Here is a 20,588-nt window from a genome sequence, read left to right as displayed (position 1 = left end):
ATGCGCTACTTTAGCGCGCATTTTATGGCAGCAGAGCCATTTGGGCAGATACTGCTAGCTAGTGATGAAAATGGGCTGTGTGGGCTGTGGTTTGCTAATCAATCGCATTTTGCGATGATTGGCAACTCTGCCTTGCATTGTGTGGAGCTAGAATCTAGCCTAGATTCTAGCTCTAGCAAGCAGCGCGCTATCCTTATGCAAGCTAGGCAGTATTTGCACTGCTACTTTGCCAAAGAGCCTTTGCCTTGCTTGCCGCCACTTTCGCTCTATGGCAGTCCTTTTGCGCTGCGACTCTATCAAGCTTTGTCTCAAATCCCCTATGGACAAACGCGCTCATATAGCCAAATTGCCCAAGCACTTGCTAGGACAGAGCTTGATGCTTGCAATCTCACGCGCCAAGTTGCCAAAGCCATAGGCAAAAATCCTTTATCAATCTTTATCCCCTGCCATAGGGTCATAGGCAAAGATGGCTCGCTTAAAGGCTATGCTGGTGGGCTTGCAAGAAAGCAGGCATTGCTCCTGCTAGAATCTAGTGTAAAGAGTCCATAAGGTCTGCTGCTTTTATGAGCCTGTCTTTGTCAAAATGCGTATAGATTCTACTTGTATTTAAATCTGCGTGCCCTAGGGCTTCTTGGACTAGGACTAAGTCTTTGTGCTTTTGATAGAGTAAAGTAGCAAAGGAGTGTCGTAGCATATGCGCGCCCATTTTTTCTTTTTTAATACCGATATTTAGCAGGATTTTACGCACAATCCCATAGACATAGGGCTGGCTTAGTGGCTTGCCATTTTTATTGCAAAAAAGTAAGTTGTTTTGGATATTTGGGATTTCTTCGCGTAGGGTAAGCCAGCTGTGTAAAAGCTGCGCAATATGAGAAGACTTAATCATCACCACGCGGTATTTATCACCCTTGCCTTGAATGGTGAGCATATAGACATCGTTTTCTTGGATTACCTTTTGAGCTTGGAGGTTGATCGCCTCGCTTACGCGGATTCCAGTGTAGATGATAAACTTGACGATCAAGCGATCTCTAGCTTGGGTTTTAGCAGGCAGGGGTGTGGTATCAATAGAGTGGAGAAACTGCTCTAGCTCATCAGTCTTTAAAAATGTTGGAAGTTTGACGCCACTTTTGCCACGAGTGCCAGCTAGGTTTTTTAGCTCGATATTAAAGATATAAGACTTTCCAGTTTCATCTTCATTGTGCTTATCAATAAAGCCAAAGAATCCAATTAAAGCGATGCGATAGTTGCGCTTGGTGGCATTAGAGAGCCTTGCAGTGCTTAGCGTGATAAACTCTGCTAAAAAGACTTCATCAATCTCTTCTAAATCTCTCACCCTAGAGTCCTGCAAAAATCTCCCAAGTCGCAAGAGCGGCAAGGCATAGGTATTGATCCCTGTCATACCGCTATTTCTAGCTTGCTTTATAGATTCTGTTAGATCATCGAGATTTGTCGCATCGCGGATAGAATCTAGACTTTTGCTTAGAGTGCTTGAGTCGTGGATATGGCGATTAGAGAGTGTGGTGATTTTGTGGATAAAGAACTTCCCAAGCCAAAAGACATAATTACCCAAAAGCGTGGAGCGAGACTGCAAGGGGTAGGTCATATACTGCCTTATGTGGTATAGTGGATTTGCGCATTATAGCATTTGGAATATCGCAGATACAATAAAAATAAAAGCTTAAACCAAGTAGAATACCGCGATAATTGTAGCTCAAGGAGTGCAAAATGAAGCGGCAGGTTTGGTCAAATCGATTGACTTATATTTTAACAGTAGCTGGTGCTACCATAGGCTTTGGAGCGACTTGGCGTTTCCCTTATCTTGTGGGTGAGTATGGTGGCGGGGCGTATGTGGCTGTGTTTGTGCTAGCGATGCTTTTTGTGGGGGTGCCTATCATCTTAGTGGAAAATGTCATAGGCAGGCGCGCGCATACTAATTGTGTCGATGCTTTTGGCAGCACACTAGAATCTAAAAAGCCTATTGCTAGATTTTGGAGAGTCTTTGGCTATATGGGCGCACTTGGGGCATTTGGGATTCTGGCGTATTATATGGTGATTGGTGGCTGGGTGATCTCATATATCGTGCATATTACACAAGGGATTTTGCAAGGCTTGGGGCTAGTAAGCGGGGGGCTTGATGTAAGCGCGCCTTTGCAAAAGTCCCAAACCATTGCATTTTATGAAGCGCATATACAAAATGCTCCGTGGCAAATCAGCCTTTTTACCTTTGTGTTTGTGGCGATCAATTGGCTTATTTTGCGTAAAGGTGTCATTGATGGGATTGAGCGTTCAGTCAAATACCTTATGCCACTTTTGCTGCTCTGTCTTGTGCTAATGGTCGCGCGCAATCTCACGCTAGATGGTGTTATGGAAGGAGTTAGATTCTACCTTGTGCCAGATTTTAGCGCGCTTAGTGCGGAGCTTTTCTTGTATGTGATAGGGCAGGTGTTTTTCGCGCTATCTTTGGGCTTTGGCGTGATGATTACGCTCTCTTCTCATCTTGATAAGCAAGAAGATTTAGTAAAAACCTCTCTTTTTACCGGCGTGATCAATGCTCTTATAGCTGTGCTAGCGGGCTTTATGATTTTCCCCTCGCTCTTTAGTGCAAATCTAGCACCTGACTCTGGTCCATCGCTTGTGTTTAAGGTCTTACCCATTGCATTTTCCCATATGCACTTTGGTAGTATTTTTGCAGTTGTGTTTTTTGTCTTGCTGCTTGTGGCAGCACTTACAACTTCTATCACTATTTATCAAGTTATCATTAGTATTTTAGAAGAGAAATTTCATCTCCCGCATAATAAGGCTATAAACTACACGCTTTTGGGTGTGTTTGTGCTGGGGAATATCCCTTGCGTACTAAGCTCATCAGTGTTTGCAGATGTGGTGCTTTGGGGGAGGAGTGTGTTTGACACCTTTGACTTCCTTAGTGGGAATATATTCTTTGTCCTTACAGCACTTGGGGCAAGTGTTTTTGTGGGCTTTGTGCTAAGAGAAGAAGCTATCCAAGAGCTATCAAATGGCACAAAAGCCCCGCTCTGGCTATTAAAGGGCTGGTTTTATTATGTGCGCTATGGGATTCCTGTGATAATTATCGCCATCTTTATCGGCGGGATTTTGGACATTGCGCCCAAAAAGCGCGCGCAAGAAGCATACAGCGAGCTTAGGGTAGAAGCACTAAAGCCCATTTATCATACTTGATAGCAAGAAGGATACTAATGCCAATACAATCTTTAACAACAAAGCAGCATAAAGAGCTTGTAGCCCAAGCACTTGAGTTTGCCACAAAGCTACAAGAGCAAGTGCAAGATAGTATCTCTGCGCGCGAGCGTAGATTCTACTACAAAATGCAGCACATCATTGAGAATCCGGAGTATAAGGCGTTGTTCATTGAGCTGCTAGATTCTAGCGTGCATACAAAAGATATGGCGCATAATTTCGAGCTTATTAAGCGCATATTGAGCCGCTATGAGTTCGGGGAGTTTTTCACTTCGTATGAGAAGGTGCTGCTATTTGTGTTTTTGCAGGTGGGGAGATATGCGCCTAGCCTTAGCGTGCCGCTATTTATCCAGCAAATCCGCAAGGATTCTAGTCTAATGCTTGCCTTTGGCGCACCAGAATCTAGTGCCAATAGCGCGACCTACTACTTCATTGCGAAAAGAGCTCTAAGTACTGCCATTATCCACGATAATATCAAGCTATGCAAGCGTGCTTTAGAAAGCAGGCATATCACGCATATTTCCATTAAGCCTAGTGCGTTTTTTATCTGGCTATGGGGTGGGGACTATGCGCGTATGCAGGGAGATTTAGCCCAGAGCTTACAGGAGCTTTTTGCCTATGCTAGGGCGCAGCAGCACTCTCAAGGCGTGCCAAAAGTCATCACCCTTGATATGGAAGAGCACCAGTTCCTTGAGCTTAGTGTGAATGCATTTATGGAGGCACTTAGTGGATATGGCGAGATAGAAGCTGGGATCGCCCTGCAAGCTTATGTCCCAGAGTCTTACTCATACCTTGAGCGACTTTGTGCTTATGCAAAAGATAGGGTAGATTCTGGTGGGAAGCCTGTGTATATCCGCCTAGTTAAGGGCGCGAATATGCAAGCCCAAAAGCTCTATGCCTCACAGCATAATGTTGCACTGCCCATATTTAGCCAAAAGCTTCACACTGATGCTAATTACAAAAAAATGCTGCACTATGTTATGGATTCTACGCGCTATCGCTTTATTAAGCTTGGGGTCGCTAGTCATAATGTCTTTGAGCTTGCTTATGCTTATACGCTAATACAGCACTGCGTGGAGCCAGAGTATAGGGAGCACTTTGTTTTTGAGATGAGTATGGGCATTAGTATGCAAGCAAGCAGGATTCTAGGCGCTTACCATAAGCTTATGCTCTATACACCTGTGTGTGATGATAAGTCTTTCAAAGATGCTATTGCGTATTTACTGCGCCGCCTTGATGAAAATACCAGCGAAGAAAACTTTATGCGTAATTACTACGCTATGCGCGTGGGCGATGAGAGCTGGCAGAAGCAAGAAGCGATGTTTATGGAATCTCTCGCATACATACCCCAAGTCTCTAGTGCGCCCATTTGCCAGCGAGATAATAGTAGTGAAGCGTGCTTGCAAGCTAGCATATATGAGATGGATACGGACTTTTTCGCTCAAGCAACTTACCACAAGTTTGCCCAAGCACTAGCGCAAGCTTTGCCCCAAGCTAGAATCCAAGCAAGCTTTGGTGCAAGTGTAGAGAATGATGAGCAAGCACAGATTATCTCTAGCTTTGATGGGCAAAGTGCCCTAGGTGAAGTGGTGTTTGCCTCTGCATTTGATGAAAAGGCACTGCTAGCACCTTATAGCCCAGTGGAGAATCTAAGCGCGGTGTTTAGTAAAGCTGCAGAGTCATTGCAAGCAAGAAGGGGGGAAATCATCAAGCTTGCTACACTTGAGAGTGGCAAAGTCCCTATGGAGACAGATATGGAGCTAAGCGAGCTAATCACCTTGCTACGCTTTTATCCTGCATCATTGCGTGATTTATGCACTAAGCACCCTCAAGTATCATTGCAGCCTAAGGGCAGGGGGCTTGTAGTAGGCTCTGCGCATAGCCATTTGAGCGTGGTTTTTAGCGCGGTGCTTGCAAGCCTTGCTTGTGGGAATCAAGTGGTATTTAAGCCATCATCACTTGTGGTGTGTAGCAGCTTTGTGGTGTGTGAGTGCCTGTGGGGTGCGGGGATTGGGAGAAATGTGTTGTGCTTTATGCCTATGCGAAGAGATAGATTCCAGCAGGCTTTAGCGCAAATGCCAGAAGATTTTTTCGCCTTTGCCGTAGGTTTTGGACAGGCTAGGAGTATGGAGTCTATTGCGTTATCTCAGCCTAATTTACTGGCGCACACCATAGGCTTTAATGCGATGATTGTTACTAAATTTGCTGATTATGATCAAGCCATTGCGCACGCGGTTAGCTCGGCGTTTTTTTATGGAGGTGTGGGGCTAAGGAAGCTGTCAGTTCTTATTGTGGAGCAGGGCGTGTTTGATGATGAGTCATTTAGGCAAAGACTGCTTGAGTGCGCAAACTCGCTGCGCTATGGCTCGCCATTGGAGCTTGATAATGCGCTAGGTGTGGTGCTTGATAAAAAAGCGCGAGAAAAGCTAGAAAAACTGCAAGGCACAAAGCTAGAATCTAGCTCGCCTTATATGGGGGCAAATATCATCTATACCACCCCAGATGGCTTGCAGGCTATGGAGTGGCATTTGCCTGTGCTCTATGTGATTAAAGCTGCTGATTTAGCCCACGCCATAGAGCTAGCAAATACGATGAGCGGAGATATTTGCGCGCTAGAGTCGCTTGATGAAGATGAGTGGGGGTATTTTCACAGCAATGCTAAGGCTAGCACCTTGCTTATCAATGAGCCTACAATCCATACTGCAAGTGCGCAGATCATTAGCGCGCCTATCGGCTCTCTTATGCGCAAAATTGGGGCGAAAAACGACATTTTGCAGTTTGTGCGCTGTGTTCAAAATGCTCCTGATGATAATCTTGCCACAAGTATTATTGAGCCAAAGTTTAAGAGACTTTTGGAGAGCGGAGAGCTTGGGGAAGAAAGGGAGCGCATTTTGCACAATGCACTCTTGCAGGCTAAGAGCTATGTGTATTACCGCAACGCTGAATTTAATGTCTCCCACGATTACGCGCTAGAGTATGGCAAGAAGCACTTGCTAAGCTATGAAGCTGTGAGAGTGGTTGCTTATAGGGTAAGTATAGGCGATAGCTTGCAAGATATGCTTGGCGTCATTATCGGCGCGCAAGCGTGCAAGGCAAAACTTATTGTGAGTTTTGAAGAGATAAATGAGGAGCTAGAGTTTTTGCGCCAGAATCTAGCGAGCCTAGGGCTTTTGGCAGAGCTTGTGCAAGAATCTAGGGATAGCTTTTTAGCTAGAATCCACGCAAGTCAAATGGTGCGCTACCACGCAAATCCAAGCCCAAGCGATCCTATCTATAAAACAGCAGTGATCCATAGGAAGCCTGTGGTGTATGCTAAGCCATTTGCCAATGGGAGATTTGAGCTGCTGGGGTATTACAAAGAGCGGGTGCTAAGTGTGGCACACCACCGCTATGGAGTGTTTGCTGAAAACAAATTAGCCAAGCTTTTGGGCTAAGCAACGCAAGCACCATACTATCTGTTGCCTTTCACTTTTTCAGCGTGGTGCGGTAGATAAGCAGCCCTATGATAATAGCGATAAATACAAGGGACTCTATCGCTAAGCCTTGTATGTTAGAAGTAAGATTAGACATTAAATCTAAAATGCAAAATATCGCCATCTTGGACGATGTAGTCCTTGCCTTCAGCGCGCATAGCTCCTGCCTCTTTAGCCTTGCTCTCACCCCCATAGCGCACGAAATCTTCATACGCGATCGTCTCAGCACGGATAAAGCCTTTTTCAAAGTCGTTATGTATTACAGCTGCTGCTTGCGGGGCTTTAGTGCCATTTCTAATCGTCCAAGCGCGCACTTCTTGCACCCCAGCAGTAAAGTAGCTAATAAGCCCTAGCGTATAAAAACTCGTGCGGATAATTTGCTCTAGTCCAGACTCTGTGCAGCCAAGTGATGTAAGCAGCTCCGCTTTCTCCTGCTCTTCTAAGCCTATCATTTCTTCTTCAAGCTTCGCACATAGCTTAATCACTCCAGCCCCCCTGCTTGCGCCATACTCTCGCACCCTTTTTACAAACTCATTATCCTGCTCTAGCGCACTTTCATCGACATTTGCACCATAGATTACTTGCTTAGCACTAAGGAGTCGTAGCTCTTTGTTTAGCGCGATGAAGTCTTGGGACTCTCTTTGTAAGAAGCTACTAGCTGGCTGATTAGATTCTAGGTGGGCAAGTAACGATCTAGCGAGCTCTAGCATAGTGTTCGCACCTTTTTGCGCTTTGCTCTCTTTCTCAAGCTTGGCAATGCGCTTTTGCACACTTGCAATATCTGCTAGCACAAGCTCTAGCTCGATGATCTCAATATCTGCGATAGGGTCTATGCGGTTTTCTACATGGGTTATATCATCATCTTCAAAGCAGCGCACAATGTGCAAAATCGCATCGGCTTCTTTGATGTTAGCTAGAAACTGATTCCCCAAGCCCTCCCCTTTGCTCGCTCCCCTTACAAGCCCTGCAATATCAACAAACTCCACTTGAGAGTGCATAATGCGCTTTGGCTGCACGATTTTGGCAAGCTCTAAAAGCCTAGGGTCTGGCACTTCTACAATCGCCTTGTTGGGCTCTATGGTGCAAAATGGATAGTTTGCTGCTTGGGCATTTTGGGCTTTGGTTAGGGCATTAAAGGTGGTAGATTTCCCTACATTGGGCAAGCCTACAATACCGACAGATAGTCCCATATTTACTTACTCCTTTGACTCAAATCACTAAGGAATTGTATGCCCATACGCACACCCGCTCCACTTGCACCATAGGGGTTAATATCCCACTCTTTGGTTACAAATGCTGGTCCGGCAATGTCGATGTGTAGCCACTTATCCTTGTAAGATTCGCGGATAAACTCGCCTAAAAACATTCCCGCACTAATCGCTCCACCATAGCGTGATGAGCTGACATTGCTCACATCAGCGATTTTAGATTCTATAAGCTTTTTAATGTGGCGGTTAAAGGGCAGGATAGCCACTAGCTCGCCAGAATCTAGCGCGCTTTGGGTGAAGTCAAGCTGGAGCTTTTGATTATAGCCCATCACACCGCTTGTATATTCTCCAAGTCCCACAACGCAAGCTCCTGTAAGTGTCGCAAAATCAATGAGCACATCAGGCTCTAAGTCTTGCGCATAGCTTAGGCAGTCTGCTAGCACAAGTCGCCCTTCTGCATCAGTATTGCCTATCTCTATGCTTTTTCCCTCGCGTGAGATAAGCACATCATCTGGCTTGTATGCATTGCCGCCGATCATATTCTCACACGCGCCGATAATGCCGTGTATCTCAATGTCTAGCTCTAATTTTGCCACAGCACTCATAATGCCTAGCACCGCGCAGCCGCCGCTTTTATCAGCCTTCATCGTTACCATATAATCACTTGGCTTAAGGCTTAGCCCACCGCTATCGTAGGTAAGCCCCTTGCCTACTAGCACGACTTTTTTCTTTGGATTTTTGGGCTTGTAGCTTAGGTGGATTAGGCGAGGGGATTTGCTTGAGGCTTTAGCCACAGCTAGGTATGCGCCCATTTTTTGCTTCTTTAACTCCTGCTTTTTTAGAATCTTGCACGATAGAGCAGTGTCCTTGACGAGCTCTTGTGCGTAGCTGGCTAGGTATTTTGGCGTGGCAATTTGCGGTGGAGTATTGACAAGATCGCGCGCTATATTGACAGAGTGTGCGATGATTTTCATCTCATCAAGCTGCTTTGAAAAATGCTGCACACGCTCTTTTGTGGCACTTATAGAATCCACTTCATAGGACTCTAGGCTGATGGATAGCTCGCGCAAGCTGCTTGGCTGCTTTTTGCTTAAAAACTTATCAAAGCTATAGCCACCAAGCATTGCACCTAGCGCGTAAGCAAGCATAGCGGCATCGCTATTATGCTTACTATCTTGCGCGTAGAATCCAATTTTCGCACTTTTAAAAGGGTAGGATTTAAGAGCTTTTATAGTAGTAGCTCCAGCCTCGCGCATAGAATCTACATCGAGCGACTCTAGTGGGATATAGAGCGTTTTTGCTTGCTGGTGATAGAGCGGAGATTTCGCTTGATAATCAAGTGCGCGCAAAAACTCTTGATCAATCCATTTATGTTTTGTCTTTTTCTTAATAATAAGCACGATAGCGACATCAGCTTTAAGCTGTGCAAAAGACTCTTTATGTGCGGAAACTTTTAGCATTACATATCCTTTGGAGTGGTTTTGGTGATTTGGTTTTGGAGTTTGTCGATCTTTTTGTCGATTTTTTGCGTGCGTGATGAGAGAAACCACCAAGCTCCGCCAAGCAGTGTGCAAGCAAAGATGACAAAGATATAAGGGTGTGCCTTAAATAGCTGTAAAAATTCTAAAATCTTATCTCCAAATATCCACGCGAGTAAAATAGTGATGGCTGCCCATACCCACGCACTGATGAGATTGATAATGGCAAATTTCAGCGGAGAGTAGCGCGTAAGTCCTATGCTTATGGGGATAATGGTGCGCATACCATACATATATCTTTGGATAAAAATAATGCTCCAGCCATATTTTTGCAGAAGCAAATGCGCTAGTGCTAGCTTGCGCCGCTGCTTTGATAGGTGTGCTTGTATGTAGCCTTTGTTGAAACGACCAATATAGAAGTAGATTTGATCTCCCACAAATCCCCCAAGCCCTGCGATAAAAATCGCAAGCCATACATTTAAATGCCCAGTGTGGCTAGCAATACCAGCAAAAATCAGCCCAAGCTCGCCCTCTAAGATACTCCAGCAAAACAAAATCACATAGCCCCAGTCTGCCACATAGCTCTCCCAAAGGCTGACAATTGCTTCTTCTAAGGAGAAGTCAGAGCGCATCATATAGTAGGCTACTCCACCAATTAAGGCGATGATAAAACTACCAACAATAATGCTTTTGTAATGCTCTTTGATACGCTTCATTAGCAGTCCAATATGCTTATAAAGGGGGTTGTAAGCTTTCGATCTCCATTTAGCTCGCTTAAGCGGATCAAAAAGCACGCCTCCACGCACTCTCCGCCAGCTTTTTCAATGAGCTTAATGCTCGCAGCAGCTGTCCCGCCAGTGGCTAGCAAGTCATCAACAAGCACGACACGCGCCTTTTTACCAGAATCTTGCATACTTGCAAAGGCATCAGTGTGGATTTCAAGCGTATCAGTGCCGTATTCTAGCTCATAGTCTTGTGAGTAGGTTGTAAATGGGAGCTTGCCCTTTTTTCTCACGGGGATAAAGCCCACCCCTAGTGCGTAGGCTAGCGCAGAACCAAAGGTAAAGCCCCTAGATTCTATCCCCACAATATGCGTGATGTTTTGATCGATATAGCGTGCTTTCCAAAAGGCGATAACATTGTGTAGGCATTGCGCGTTTTCTAGGATTGTAGTAATGTCATAAAACAAGATGCCGGGCTTTGGGTAGTTTGGGATCTCGCGCAGGGCATTGCGGACTTGCGCGCTAACATCTTGCAGTGTGGGTGTGCTTGACATAGGGCTCCTTTTATGTGTGGATTAGAGTAGGGCTTCGATTTTCTGCTCCAAGTCTTTTATGCGTGCGCGGTATTTATCTGTCTCTACGCGGTATTGTGAGTTTCGCTGCTTGAGTGTTTTTATCTCATTGCGCAAGGAGTTCATTTCTTGGGTGAGAATATCAATATTCCCCAATGCTCTTTGTAGTTGTAGCTGGTGCTTTTGGATAAGGATTTCTGCCTCTTGGAGTGTGAGCTTCATCGCAGCAGCATTATGCTCAGCTTTCCTTGCTACTGATTTATAGAACATCGTCTTTGACACCATATATAAAACAAACAAGACAAAAATTGTGCCAGCAAACCACTTTAACGCCAAATCCATACTAGCTCCTATCGAGTTTCCCTATGCGACAGGTATGTCTCCCGCCTTCAAAATCTGTATGAAAAAATGCTTCAAGCATAGATTCTACTTCGCCTTCACCGCTTATACGCGCTCCAAGGCATAAGACATTGGCGTCATTGTGCTTGCGCGTGATTTGCGCCATATAGGCACTTGTGCAAAGAGCGGCGCGGATACCTGCAAATCTATTGGCACTCATACTCATACCTATGCCACTGCCACAGATTAGCACCCCCTTTGCTTTCTCACCTGTCTCAAGCACACGATCGCAAAGCAGCTTGGCATAGTCGGGGTAATCCACTCGCTCCTGTTTATCTACACCCAAATCGCAGACTTCATAGCCATTTTGCAAAAGCCACTGCTTGACAAAGTGCTTAAGTGAGAATCCAGCGTGATCAGAAGCTATAAAAATCATCATCTCTCTCTAAAGTGGTAGTAAAAATCGCATAAGCATTGTAGCAGGATAAAATAAAATGCTAGATAAAGTTGGGATAAATAATATTACAAAGACAATGAGTATTCCATAAGGGGCAATAGATTCTAGGAATCTAGCAAATGCATAGAGTCTAAACTTAAGCGCGGCAAAAAGCAGGGCTTGTGAGCCATCAAGCGGAGGGATCGGCAGGAGATTGAAGACAAAGAGCACGACATTGTATTGGATAAGATAGAGCAAAAGAAGTGCAGAAACACTACTAAACAGACTTTGCATACTAAGATCAAGCACCCCGCTAAAAAGTAGCAGCGATGCAAAGAGGGCTAAGGCTAGATTGTAGCCTACACCCGCTAGAGCCACGCCAATGGCAGCACCATAGCCCCTAGAGTGGATAATACCACGAATATCAATTGGCACAGGCTTTGCCCAGCCAAAGAGAAAGGGAGCTTGCGCGATAAATAGCACAGCAGGGACGATGATAGAGCCTACTATATCAATGTGTTTGATAGGGTTTATGCTAAGTCGCCCAGCGTGCTTGGCGGTAGAATCTCCATAGTGGTAAGCCACAAGCCCGTGCATAATCTCGTGCCCGATGATACTTATAAGCAGGGCTAGGATCATTACAGAGATTTGCAAAGCGTATTGCGCAGTGTCCATAAACCCACCTAGAATCTAGTAGCTTATTTAGAATCAAATGTGCGCATAGAGAGCTGCCCAGATGTGCCAGAAGCAATGGGCATAGATGGCTGGTTGTGATCATCTGCGTGGATTCTAGCAAGCTCTTCTAACCCATCTAATCCCTTAAACATTCTCTCCCAGCGGACACTATATCGCTGCCTAGTATCATAGGTCGCACCAGATTCTATGCTATCAGCTAGATTCATACTAAAGTAAGTAAACCACGGCTTACCGATGATGTTTTTGTATGGCACACTCCCCCAAAATCGAGAGTCTTCGCTATTGTTGCGATTATCCCCGATCATAAAGAACTCATCTTCAGCAATTTTTGTGTGGAAAAACCCAATTTGCTCATTATGAATAATTGGCTCCATAGCGATTCCGCGCTTTTCTTGCGTGTATTGGTATGGCGATCTATTGGCAAGCAAAGCACCCTGATAGAGTGCGCTCATTTCAAAAAACGCCGAATGCCCGCCATTATTATTAACGCCAAAGTGTTTGGCAAAATATGGGTCAAAGACAAAGAGCTTACCGCCCACTTCTATGAGATTTTCGTTTTTATAATGCTCTAGCACATAGTCGTTACCCTCTTTTGGGTGCAGATATAGCCCCTTGGGTGTGAATACCACTTCATCACCGCCAACAGCAAAGGTGCGCTTGACATAGTATTGCTTGGGGCTATGCGGAGGGATAAAGACAACTATATCGCCTCTTTGTGGGCGATCTCCTTCAATAATATGCCCATTGCCCTTAAGATCCGGGAATACAGGCAGCTCTATCCAAGGGATTCTAGGGATTGGGACTCCATAGCTAAATTTTTTTACAAACAAAAAATCCCCTTCATACAATGTCCCCACCATTGAGCGAGATGGGATTGTGAAAGCTTGCGCGATAAAAAATATCAGTAATAGCACAATGATAATTGTTCCTGTCCAGCTAGAGCTAAAGCGCACTAAAGTAGCAAAAAAAGCTTTCATAGTAGTAGATCCTTCATTATTGAGATAGCGAGCGTAGGTGATAGGCTTTAAGCGTGTTTTCTAGCAGGCTTGCGATAGTCATCGGTCCTACACCTCCGGGCACAGGGGTGATGAAGCTCGCCTTTTTTGCGACATTTTCAAAATCCACATCACCCACAAGCTCGCCAGATTTTAGGCGGTTGATCCCTATATCAACCACCACCACGCCATCTTGCACCATTTCCGCGCGCAAGAGATTGGGCTTGCCCACACCCACGCATACAATATCCGCGTTTTTCGTGTAGAGACTAATGTCTTGTGTGTAAATATGGCAGAGACTAATAGTCGCGCACGCATTGTGCATAAGTGCAGCTAGGGGCTTGCCTACGATATTGCTTGCTCCAATGATTGCGACATTTTTGCCCTTGGGGTCGATATGATAATGCTCCAAAAGTCGCATAACACCTAGCGGAGTCGCAGGGGCGAAGCTAGAATCTACTTGCGTGTTTGTTTGGATTCTGCCGACATTAAGCGGGTGGAATCCATCGACATCTTTTTCTGGGGCGATAGATTCTAGGATTTTGGCAGTGTCAATATGCTTTGGCAGTGGAAGCTGCACTAAGATCCCATCGACATTCTCATCAGCATTTAGCTCGCGTATATGTGCTAGTAGCTCGCTTTCTTGGGTGGATTCTGGGAGATTTAGCACACCGCCATCAATCCCAGCATTTTTACAGGCTTTGGCTTTCATCGTAACATACGCGACAGATGGTGCATCATCGCCCACTAGGATTACGACAAGCTTCGGTGCTCTAGGTAGTGTTGTAACTTGGGATTGTATAGTCGCTTGGATATGAGTAGAGAGAGATTTGCCATCTAGTAGGGTCATTAAATGCCTTTGAGTGCCAGCAACGGCGGATTTGAAAAAGTGTGCTATTATACTTGAAAAATCTTAAAGGCAGAATGATTGCTATGAAAAAGTCCTACCACGCTTGTGCGCTACTGCTAGCTTGGCATACCCTAGCGCAAGCAGATTCTAGCTTGGGATCTGCTGCAGCAGAAACTGCTTTAGAATCTGTCGCGCAAGAGGTAGAATCTAGCGTGCAAGATAGTAGCCAAGATATAGAGAGCTTTATCACGCCACAGGAATATGGCGCAAATCTCTATGAGAATCCACGCGGGATAGGCTGTATCAAATGCCACGGCAAAGATGGTGAAGAAACCTTGCTTGCTTCCTATGTCCATAAAGGCAAGCAGCGGCATATCATTGTCCCACGGATCAATAATCTCGCCTTTGATGCTTTCAAAATCGCTCTTAGTAAAGACAGCGGCGTAATGCCTAAATATAATTTAACAGATGAAGAGATAAATGCCATCTATCTTTATATCACTTCGCGCAATAAGACATTTGCCAAATAAGCACAAGGAGCATTATGAGTTCATTAGCTTTATCGCTGAAGTATCGTCCAAAGCTCTTTAGCGATTTGGTCGGGCAAGAGACTATTTCACAGACTCTCTCTATGGCATTAGATAAGGATCGTATAGTGCATGCTTATTTATTTAGTGGCTTGCGCGGCAGTGGGAAGACAAGCTCTGCTAGAATCTTCGCGCGTGCGCTAGAGTGTGAAAATGGACCTACAAGCACGCCTTGCGGAGAGTGCGCGACTTGCCTAGCTACACTAGAGGGGAGAAATATCGATATTATCGAGATGGACGCTGCTTCAAATCGCAGTATCGATAGTATCCGCGATCTCATTGAGCAGACAAAATATGTCCCCACAATGTCTAGGTTTAAGATTTTTATCATCGATGAAGTGCATATGCTCACAAAAGAAGCATTCAATGCCTTGCTAAAAACACTTGAAGAGCCCCCAGAGTATGTGAAATTTATCCTAGCTACTACTGATCCACTAAAGCTCCCAGCCACTATCCTAAGCCGCACCCAGCACTTTCGCTTTAAAAAAATCGCACATAAAGCCGTAATTGCACACCTTGAAATGATCTTGCAAAAAGAAGAAGTCGGCTATGAAATGGGCGCGCTTGATATTATCGCGCGTAGTGGTGGGGGCAGCTTGCGAGATACGCTTACGCTCACTGATCAGGCGATTAACTACTGCGATAAGTATTTAACCATAGAGCAAGTAGCGCAAATGCTAGGCATTGTCGATCCCAAGAATTTGCGTGATTTTTTCTCAAGCATTATGCACGATGATGAGCAGGGGATTATCCACGCTTTGGAGATTTTGGGCGAGTATGAATGCGAGATGATCATTGATGAAATGCTAATTTTTCTCAAAGATATGCTTCTAAGTGGGAGCAAGGATTTTTCTCTGCTTGTGATTGATCGATTTTTAGGGATTTTAAGTCAGGCAAAGAGCCTGCTAAATCTTAACCCAGATGGTGCATTTGTGCTACTGCTAATGAGTCTAAAAATGCGCGAAGCAATGAAGCTGCAAGATATTAGCCAAGCCATTAGCACGCTAGAATCCACTCTTGCGCAAGCCCCAAGCACTCCAAGCACTCCAAGCACTCCAAGTCCTAAGCAAAGCCCCATTGTCGAGCCTACTCTTGCGCAGCAGCCAAGCCAAACGCCTAGCAGTGTGGCACTAGATTCTACCCCAAGCCCCAAGCCCCAAGCTTTAAGCATTTATGAGCAAGCATTTAGCCAGCTTGTTGGCAAAATTGCCGATCGCTCATATGAGCTTGGGGAAGCATTTAAACGCGCCATTACTTTTAAGCAGTTTATCCAAGCTCCAAGCCCTAGCCAGAGTGCGACACTGCTTTGGGAAAGTAGTGGCGATGAGCAGGACAAAGCCTTGTTGCGCCAGCATTTTGGGCTAATTAGGGAGTTTGCGCAAGAAGTTTTCGCTCCACATAGCCAATCTCAAATAACAATTAAAAATATCACACAAACACCCCAAGCTGATAAGGAGTCTATGCCGCCTGAAGCCATAGGGCTAAGCCAGCCCCAAGAGCCTGCTAGCACTAGCTCTACGCAAGCACAAAACCTCTCCCTAGATTCTAGGGGCTCTCACTTAAAAGACCCTGCCACGCTAGAATCTAGCCTAGAAGATTCTACTACCTCGCAGCCACGCTCGCTAGATTCTACCCCACCACTAGAATCTAAAAAGCTTAAGCCAAGTGATTTGATTTTATACAGCACGCAAGAGATTCGCCCAGATCATATTAGCGATGCGGTATATGATGAAGTGCCTTGGGAGCGTGAAGGGGTAGGGCAAGAAGAGAGCTTTGCACAAGGATCACAGACCCCACCTTCACAAGAAGTCTCCAATGAGCCAAATGAGCCAAGCGCGCCAAATCCACCGCAAAAAGACTATATGACCCAAGCCTTTAAAGACAATAACCAAGCACTTATTGATGGGATTAAGCAGCACTTTGGCGTAACAAGTATGATCGTAGAAGCACCCACGCGCAATGACTCTTAAGCTCCGCAAACAGCTCCACGCCACGCAAGATGAGCTACAAGCGGTGGCAGAAGAGATTGTAAGCTTAGGTGTAGATGTGATTATTTTAAGTGGTGTGGTGGGCAGCGGGAAAACAGCCCTTACACAAGCACTTCTTACAAGCATAAAGCACTCTAGCCTAGAATCTAGTAAGGTAGATTCTAGTGTGCAGGCTACTTCGCCAACCTTTAGCCTAATGCACGATTATGGTGGGGTGTATCACTATGACTTATATCGGCGCACGAGCGATGAAGTGCTGCAGCTTGGGCTTTTAGATTGGCTTAGTGAGAGTGGGGTGCATTGCATTGAGTGGGGGGAGGAGCTGCTGCCTTTGCTGCTAGATTCTGGATTTGCTTGTGTGCTAGTGAAGATTCTAGCGACTAAGCAGAGTGGTAGAATCTATGAAATATATGTGTAGGTTTGAAGTTTAAGTCAAGAGACTATACAATACCCCAAGTCAAACATAAAGGGAAAAAGTGCCTACACAGGATATAGCACAAGGGCAGCATATCTTAGAAGCCAAACAGCTTGCCAAGCATATTAAAAAGACCAAAATCGTCAATGATGTTTCCATTATGGTAAAAAGTGGGGAAGTAGTTGGGCTGCTTGGACCAAATGGTGCGGGAAAGACTACGACTTTTTATATGATTTGTGGATTGCTGCAGCCAAGCAGTGGAGATGTGCTACTTGATGGCAAGAGCCTTGCAAAGCAGCCTTTACACAAGCGATCCAATATGGGCATAGGCTATTTGCCACAAGAATCCAGTATTTTTAAGGATCTAAGCGTGGAAGATAATCTAGCCCTTGCCGTAGAAGCGACTTTCAGCTCTCCTAAGGCTAGACAGCATAAGATTGAGCAAATGCTAGAAGCTTTTAATATCGAGCCTATTCGCGCACGCAAGGGGCTTAGCCTATCTGGTGGAGAGAGAAGGCGCGTAGAAATTGCGCGCGCACTTATCAAAGAGCCTAAATTTATCCTGCTAGATGAGCCTTTCGCTGGTGTTGATCCCATCGCAGTAATCGATATACAAAAAATCATTACCACGCTTACAGGTATGGGGATTGGAGTGCTTATTACTGACCACAATGTGCGAGAGACTCTCTCTGTATGCGATCGTGCGTATGTGATAAAATCAGGCACATTGCTTGCAAGCGGCAGTGCTGAAGAGATCTATGACAATGCGCTTGTGAGAAAGTATTATTTGGGCGAGCATTTTAAAGCGTAGGATAGAGCGTGGCGGTAGCTGGTGGCACAAGACTTCGACAAAATCTTAAAGGCAAGCTTTCCACTACGCTTAAAAGCTGGCTTCCTATTTTGCAAAGTGATTTGTTTGAAGTAGAAGATATTTTGAAAGAATATGTGAAAGAAAATCCTTTCATCACCTTGCAATCCCCTTTAAGCAAGGATTTTAGCTCGGCATTCCGCAGACTCCCGCAAAGCCCTAGCGCAAGAGCTAGTAGCAGTGATAAAATCGAGCAGCTCACAATCGCGCAAGAAAGCTTATATGAGAATCTTTACCGCCAAATTTGCCCTCCACTTTTCCCCACAGAGCTTAGCAGAATGATCGCCTTTGATATTATAGATGGCATTAGCACAGAAGGCTACTTCCAAGAAGATAGCGAGCTAGCAGCGAGAAGGCTAGAAGTTAGCGCGCAAGAGTATGAGAGCGTGCGCAAGCGATTTTGCTTCTTAGAGCCAAGGGGAGTGGGAGCAAGAGATGTAGTGGAGAGCTTTTTTTTCCAACTAGAGGTAAGTGAAGCTGATAATGAAACCTACGCGCTGTGCGAGCAGATTATCACCAAGCTTGATATGCACCATACCTTTAAAAAACACGCCAAATATAGTGAGGCAATGCGTATTATCCGCAGCTTCAAAAACCCTCCTGCCCTAGACTTCGCCCACGAAGAAGCTTACAAAATACCAGATTTGTATATTTATGAAGAAGACAACAACATCATCGTGCATACTAATGATGAGTGCTACCCAATCATAGCACTTGATAAGGCAGCCATTGAGCACCACCAGCTTAATAAGCAGTTTGAGAAAGATCCGCAAGCAAGCGATCAGGGCTACATAAAATCTAAGGTCAAGGAAGCAAAGGATCTAATCGATGCGCTTGAGATGAGAAAAGCCACGATTAAAAAAGTAGGGTTAATGATTGTGGATTATCAATACGACTTTTTTACCGGTGGGGAGATGAAGCCTATGAAGCTTAAAGACATCGCCCAAGAGCTGGGCTATGCACCAAGCACAATCTCGCGCGCCATTTCAAACAAATACCTAGAATGCTCGCGCGGTGTGTTTGCGATTAAGAGCTTTTTTACCACGGCAATTGATGGCGATGTAAGCAATGCCTCCATTAAAGATTTTTTACTTGAAATTATCAAAAGTGAAAATAGAAAAAAACCTTTAAGTGATCTTAAGATTTTATCGATGATTGAGCAAAAGTTCGGGCTAAAAATTGTGCGCCGCACCATCACTAAGTATCGCCAGCAGCTTAACATCGCTAGCTCAAGTGAGAGAAAAAGGCTCTATGAAATGAGCGTGTAGATCTGCGCGGATAGGGGATTCTAGTAGAATCCAAAGTGCTAGAATCTAAATCTCGCAACTTATTTCCTGCGCGATTTTGCCGCAGCTGGTAAGCTAAAGCGCAGCAAATATACGCGCCATAGAAATGACGCGCTAAGCGAGATGAGCAGGATTTGAAATATCATCTCACTTTGCGTGTGGAGGCTCCCAAACTCATCTGTGGCAGTGGCGGCTGCGCCATCGACTTGGGCAGCAATGATTGCCGGGGTGTAATACATCGTGAAAAGAAAGATAAGCACCACGCTAAAAATCCCAATCCCTAAGAGAAACAAAGACTTTTTTGACGAGATATTGAAGGCAAGCAGCTCATAGACAAGGATAAAAATCGCCATAGCGTTTAGCAGGTAGTTGAAGCGGGCAAAAATCTCTGTCATCAAAATCCCTGAGGCATAGCGTGTTATACCCGATGGATCTGCTATCTCAATAGCAGCAAGATATTGTGAAGCATTAAAAATCACAGGCGCAACAAGCGCACCGCAGGCGATGATCCCGCCGATGATAGTCCCTAGGCATAGGAGATAGAGGCTTGTGATACAGGAGGTGAATATTTTCATGGTGGTAAGTCCTTTTGATATAATGGGCGCAATCATACAGAAAAAGAGTTACAAATGAAAATACTTCTAAGCCCAAGTGAGAGCAAGCGGAATCCTGCGGAGAATGTGGGGAGTGATGAGCGTGATATAGGCTTGCTAGATGATGAGATGTGGGGTGGTAAGAATGCGCGCAATGCACATATACAGGCATATTTATCCACATTACAAAATGCTTTAGATGATGAGCTGTGCAAGGTGTTTGGCACTAAGGTGCTTAGCCTAGAGACTTTGAAGCTTTGTAGCGAGATTTTGAGCTCCCCTAGAATCCAAGCCATAGGGCTGTATAATGGCGTAGCGTATAAGGCTTTGGATTTTGGTAGTTTAGATTCTAGTGCGCAAGGATTCTTGCTAGATTCTGTGCTTATTGCAAGTAATTTGTTTGGGCTTGTGCGTGCTAGCGATAGGCTGCCCTTCTATCATCTCAATCAAAACTACAGGTCTAGCACTTTGTCTTTGCGCAAGATCTATCAAGCCCAGCAAGAAGAGATAGATGGGCTTTTATCTGCGAAAGCAAATGAGATTATTATTGATCTGCGTGCGCAGGTATATATCAAGGCATATCCCATCAAGCCGCCTCATTACACGCTAGATCTCCCTAGCAAGGTAAGCCATCAGGCAAAATATCATCGAGGCTTGGCATTAAGGGAGCTTGCTTTGTTTTATGCCAGCATAGTTGGCGCACCAGATTTAGCGGACAAGCTGCGGTATTACATCAGTGCTAACTTCACACGCACTTAGTTTAGATTTTCTTAATATGTCTCATATTATTTTTTCTGCCCCCCATCCTTTCAGCAACATTTAAGTAACGAATCTGTAACATTCTGCTTCCCAAAATTTCATAGCATTTA

19 protein-coding genes and 1 pseudogene are annotated in these 20,588 nt (G+C 45.0%); 9 read left to right on the top strand and 11 right to left on the bottom strand.

The genetic code is table 11. The annotated features are described in order from the left end of the window. Positions 1–549 (top strand): methylated-DNA--[protein]-cysteine S-methyltransferase, encoded by a 549-nt coding sequence (locus F4V45_RS00100; RefSeq protein WP_150336510.1) that lies wholly within the window; start codon positions 1–3, stop codon positions 547–549. On the opposite strand, the gene F4V45_RS00095 is transcribed toward F4V45_RS00100, so the two are convergent. Next, positions 530–1,603, bottom strand: coding sequence for a tyrosine-type recombinase/integrase (locus F4V45_RS00095; RefSeq protein WP_150336509.1), 1,074 nt, complete (start codon positions 1,601–1,603; stop codon positions 530–532). The genes F4V45_RS00100 and F4V45_RS00095 overlap by 20 nt on opposite strands. A 122-nt stretch (positions 1,604–1,725) precedes the next feature. On the opposite strand from F4V45_RS00095, the gene F4V45_RS00090 reads away from it, so the two are divergent. Both F4V45_RS00090 and F4V45_RS00085 read left to right on the top strand, forming a co-directional pair. Further along, complete coding sequence (locus F4V45_RS00090) at positions 1,726–3,195, top strand: sodium-dependent transporter (protein ID WP_150336508.1); 1,470 nt, start codon at positions 1,726–1,728, stop codon at positions 3,193–3,195. Between the two features lie 17 nt (positions 3,196–3,212). Next, a complete protein-coding gene (locus tag F4V45_RS00085) occupies positions 3,213–6,647 on the top strand; it encodes a proline dehydrogenase family protein (RefSeq protein ID WP_150336507.1) in 3,435 nt (1,144 codons plus the stop codon). 128 nt (positions 6,648–6,775) lie between these two features. Here the strand turns inward: F4V45_RS00085 and ychF are convergent, their stop codons facing one another. The 9 genes and pseudogenes from ychF to folD all read right to left on the bottom strand — a co-directional run bounded on the left by ychF (position 6,776) and on the right by folD (position 13,982). Beyond that, on the bottom strand, positions 6,776–7,876 hold the full coding sequence (gene ychF / locus F4V45_RS00080) for a redox-regulated ATPase YchF (protein WP_150336506.1): 1,101 nt from the start codon (positions 7,874–7,876) through the stop codon (positions 6,776–6,778). 2 nt (positions 7,877–7,878) lie between these two features. Continuing rightward, on the bottom strand, positions 7,879–9,354 hold the full coding sequence (locus F4V45_RS00075) for a leucyl aminopeptidase (protein ID WP_150336505.1): 1,476 nt from the start codon (positions 9,352–9,354) through the stop codon (positions 7,879–7,881). Then, positions 9,354–10,088 carry a DedA family protein gene (locus F4V45_RS00070; RefSeq protein ID WP_150336504.1) on the bottom strand — a complete coding sequence of 245 codons (735 nt, stop codon included), beginning with the start codon at positions 10,086–10,088 and terminating at the stop codon, positions 9,354–9,356. The genes F4V45_RS00075 and F4V45_RS00070 overlap by 1 nt, the downstream gene beginning before the upstream one ends. Then, on the bottom strand, positions 10,088–10,648 hold the full coding sequence (apt, locus tag F4V45_RS00065; RefSeq protein WP_150336503.1) for an adenine phosphoribosyltransferase: 561 nt from the start codon (positions 10,646–10,648) through the stop codon (positions 10,088–10,090). Before apt ends, F4V45_RS00070 begins: the two co-directional genes overlap by 1 nt. A gap of 21 nt (positions 10,649–10,669) precedes the next feature. Continuing rightward, a complete protein-coding gene (locus F4V45_RS00060; protein WP_023928869.1) occupies positions 10,670–11,008 on the bottom strand; it encodes a hypothetical protein in 339 nt (112 codons plus the stop codon). Between the two features lies 1 nt (position 11,009). Next, positions 11,010–11,444 carry a ribose 5-phosphate isomerase B gene (gene rpiB, locus F4V45_RS00055; protein ID WP_150336502.1) on the bottom strand — a complete coding sequence of 145 codons (435 nt, stop codon included), beginning with the start codon at positions 11,442–11,444 and terminating at the stop codon, positions 11,010–11,012. A 6-nt stretch (positions 11,445–11,450) separates the two neighbouring features. Continuing rightward, positions 11,451–12,116 carry a site-2 protease family protein gene (locus tag F4V45_RS00050; protein WP_150336501.1) on the bottom strand — a complete coding sequence of 222 codons (666 nt, stop codon included), beginning with the start codon at positions 12,114–12,116 and terminating at the stop codon, positions 11,451–11,453. Between the two features lie 113 nt (positions 12,117–12,229). Beyond that, a pseudogene (gene lepB / locus F4V45_RS00045) lies at positions 12,230–13,114 on the bottom strand (signal peptidase I); the annotation flags it as partial. Positions 13,115–13,130: 16 nt separating this feature from the next. Beyond that, positions 13,131–13,982 (bottom strand): bifunctional methylenetetrahydrofolate dehydrogenase/methenyltetrahydrofolate cyclohydrolase FolD, encoded by an 852-nt coding sequence (folD, locus tag F4V45_RS00040; protein ID WP_150336500.1) that lies wholly within the window; start codon positions 13,980–13,982, stop codon positions 13,131–13,133. Positions 13,983–14,056: 74 nt separating this feature from the next. On the opposite strand from folD, the gene F4V45_RS00035 reads away from it, so the two are divergent. From F4V45_RS00035 to F4V45_RS00015, 5 genes are all read left to right on the top strand, one after another. Continuing rightward, a complete protein-coding gene (locus F4V45_RS00035; RefSeq protein WP_342779733.1) occupies positions 14,057–14,512 on the top strand; it encodes a c-type cytochrome in 456 nt (151 codons plus the stop codon). Between the two features lie 14 nt (positions 14,513–14,526). After that, positions 14,527–16,539: a DNA polymerase III subunit gamma/tau gene (locus F4V45_RS00030; RefSeq protein WP_150336499.1), complete on the top strand. Its 2,013-nt coding sequence runs from the start codon at positions 14,527–14,529 to the stop codon at positions 16,537–16,539. Then, complete coding sequence (gene tsaE, locus F4V45_RS00025) at positions 16,529–16,975, top strand: tRNA (adenosine(37)-N6)-threonylcarbamoyltransferase complex ATPase subunit type 1 TsaE (RefSeq protein ID WP_150336498.1); 447 nt, start codon at positions 16,529–16,531, stop codon at positions 16,973–16,975. Before F4V45_RS00030 ends, tsaE begins: the two co-directional genes overlap by 11 nt. A 91-nt stretch (positions 16,976–17,066) precedes the next feature. After that, positions 17,067–17,783: an LPS export ABC transporter ATP-binding protein gene (lptB, locus tag F4V45_RS00020; protein WP_150336665.1), complete on the top strand. Its 717-nt coding sequence runs from the start codon at positions 17,067–17,069 to the stop codon at positions 17,781–17,783. A gap of 8 nt (positions 17,784–17,791) precedes the next feature. Further along, positions 17,792–19,108 (top strand): RNA polymerase factor sigma-54, encoded by a 1,317-nt coding sequence (locus tag F4V45_RS00015; RefSeq protein WP_150336497.1) that lies wholly within the window; start codon positions 17,792–17,794, stop codon positions 19,106–19,108. A 59-nt stretch (positions 19,109–19,167) separates the two neighbouring features. On the opposite strand, the gene F4V45_RS00010 is transcribed toward F4V45_RS00015, so the two are convergent. Further along, entirely contained in the window at positions 19,168–19,701 is a 534-nt protein-coding gene (locus tag F4V45_RS00010) for a DUF4149 domain-containing protein (RefSeq protein WP_150336496.1), read from the bottom strand. Positions 19,702–19,755: 54 nt separating this feature from the next. On the opposite strand from F4V45_RS00010, the gene yaaA reads away from it, so the two are divergent. After that, on the top strand, positions 19,756–20,478 hold the full coding sequence (yaaA, locus tag F4V45_RS00005) for a peroxide stress protein YaaA (RefSeq protein ID WP_150336495.1): 723 nt from the start codon (positions 19,756–19,758) through the stop codon (positions 20,476–20,478). Positions 20,479–20,588 lie beyond the last annotated feature (110 nt).

Origin of the sequence: Helicobacter canis (genome assembly GCF_008693005.1) — a bacterium.
Taxonomy (GTDB): Bacteria; Campylobacterota; Campylobacteria; order Campylobacterales; family Helicobacteraceae; genus Helicobacter_B; species Helicobacter_B canis.
This window is presented reverse-complemented; position numbering and strand designations above follow the sequence as displayed.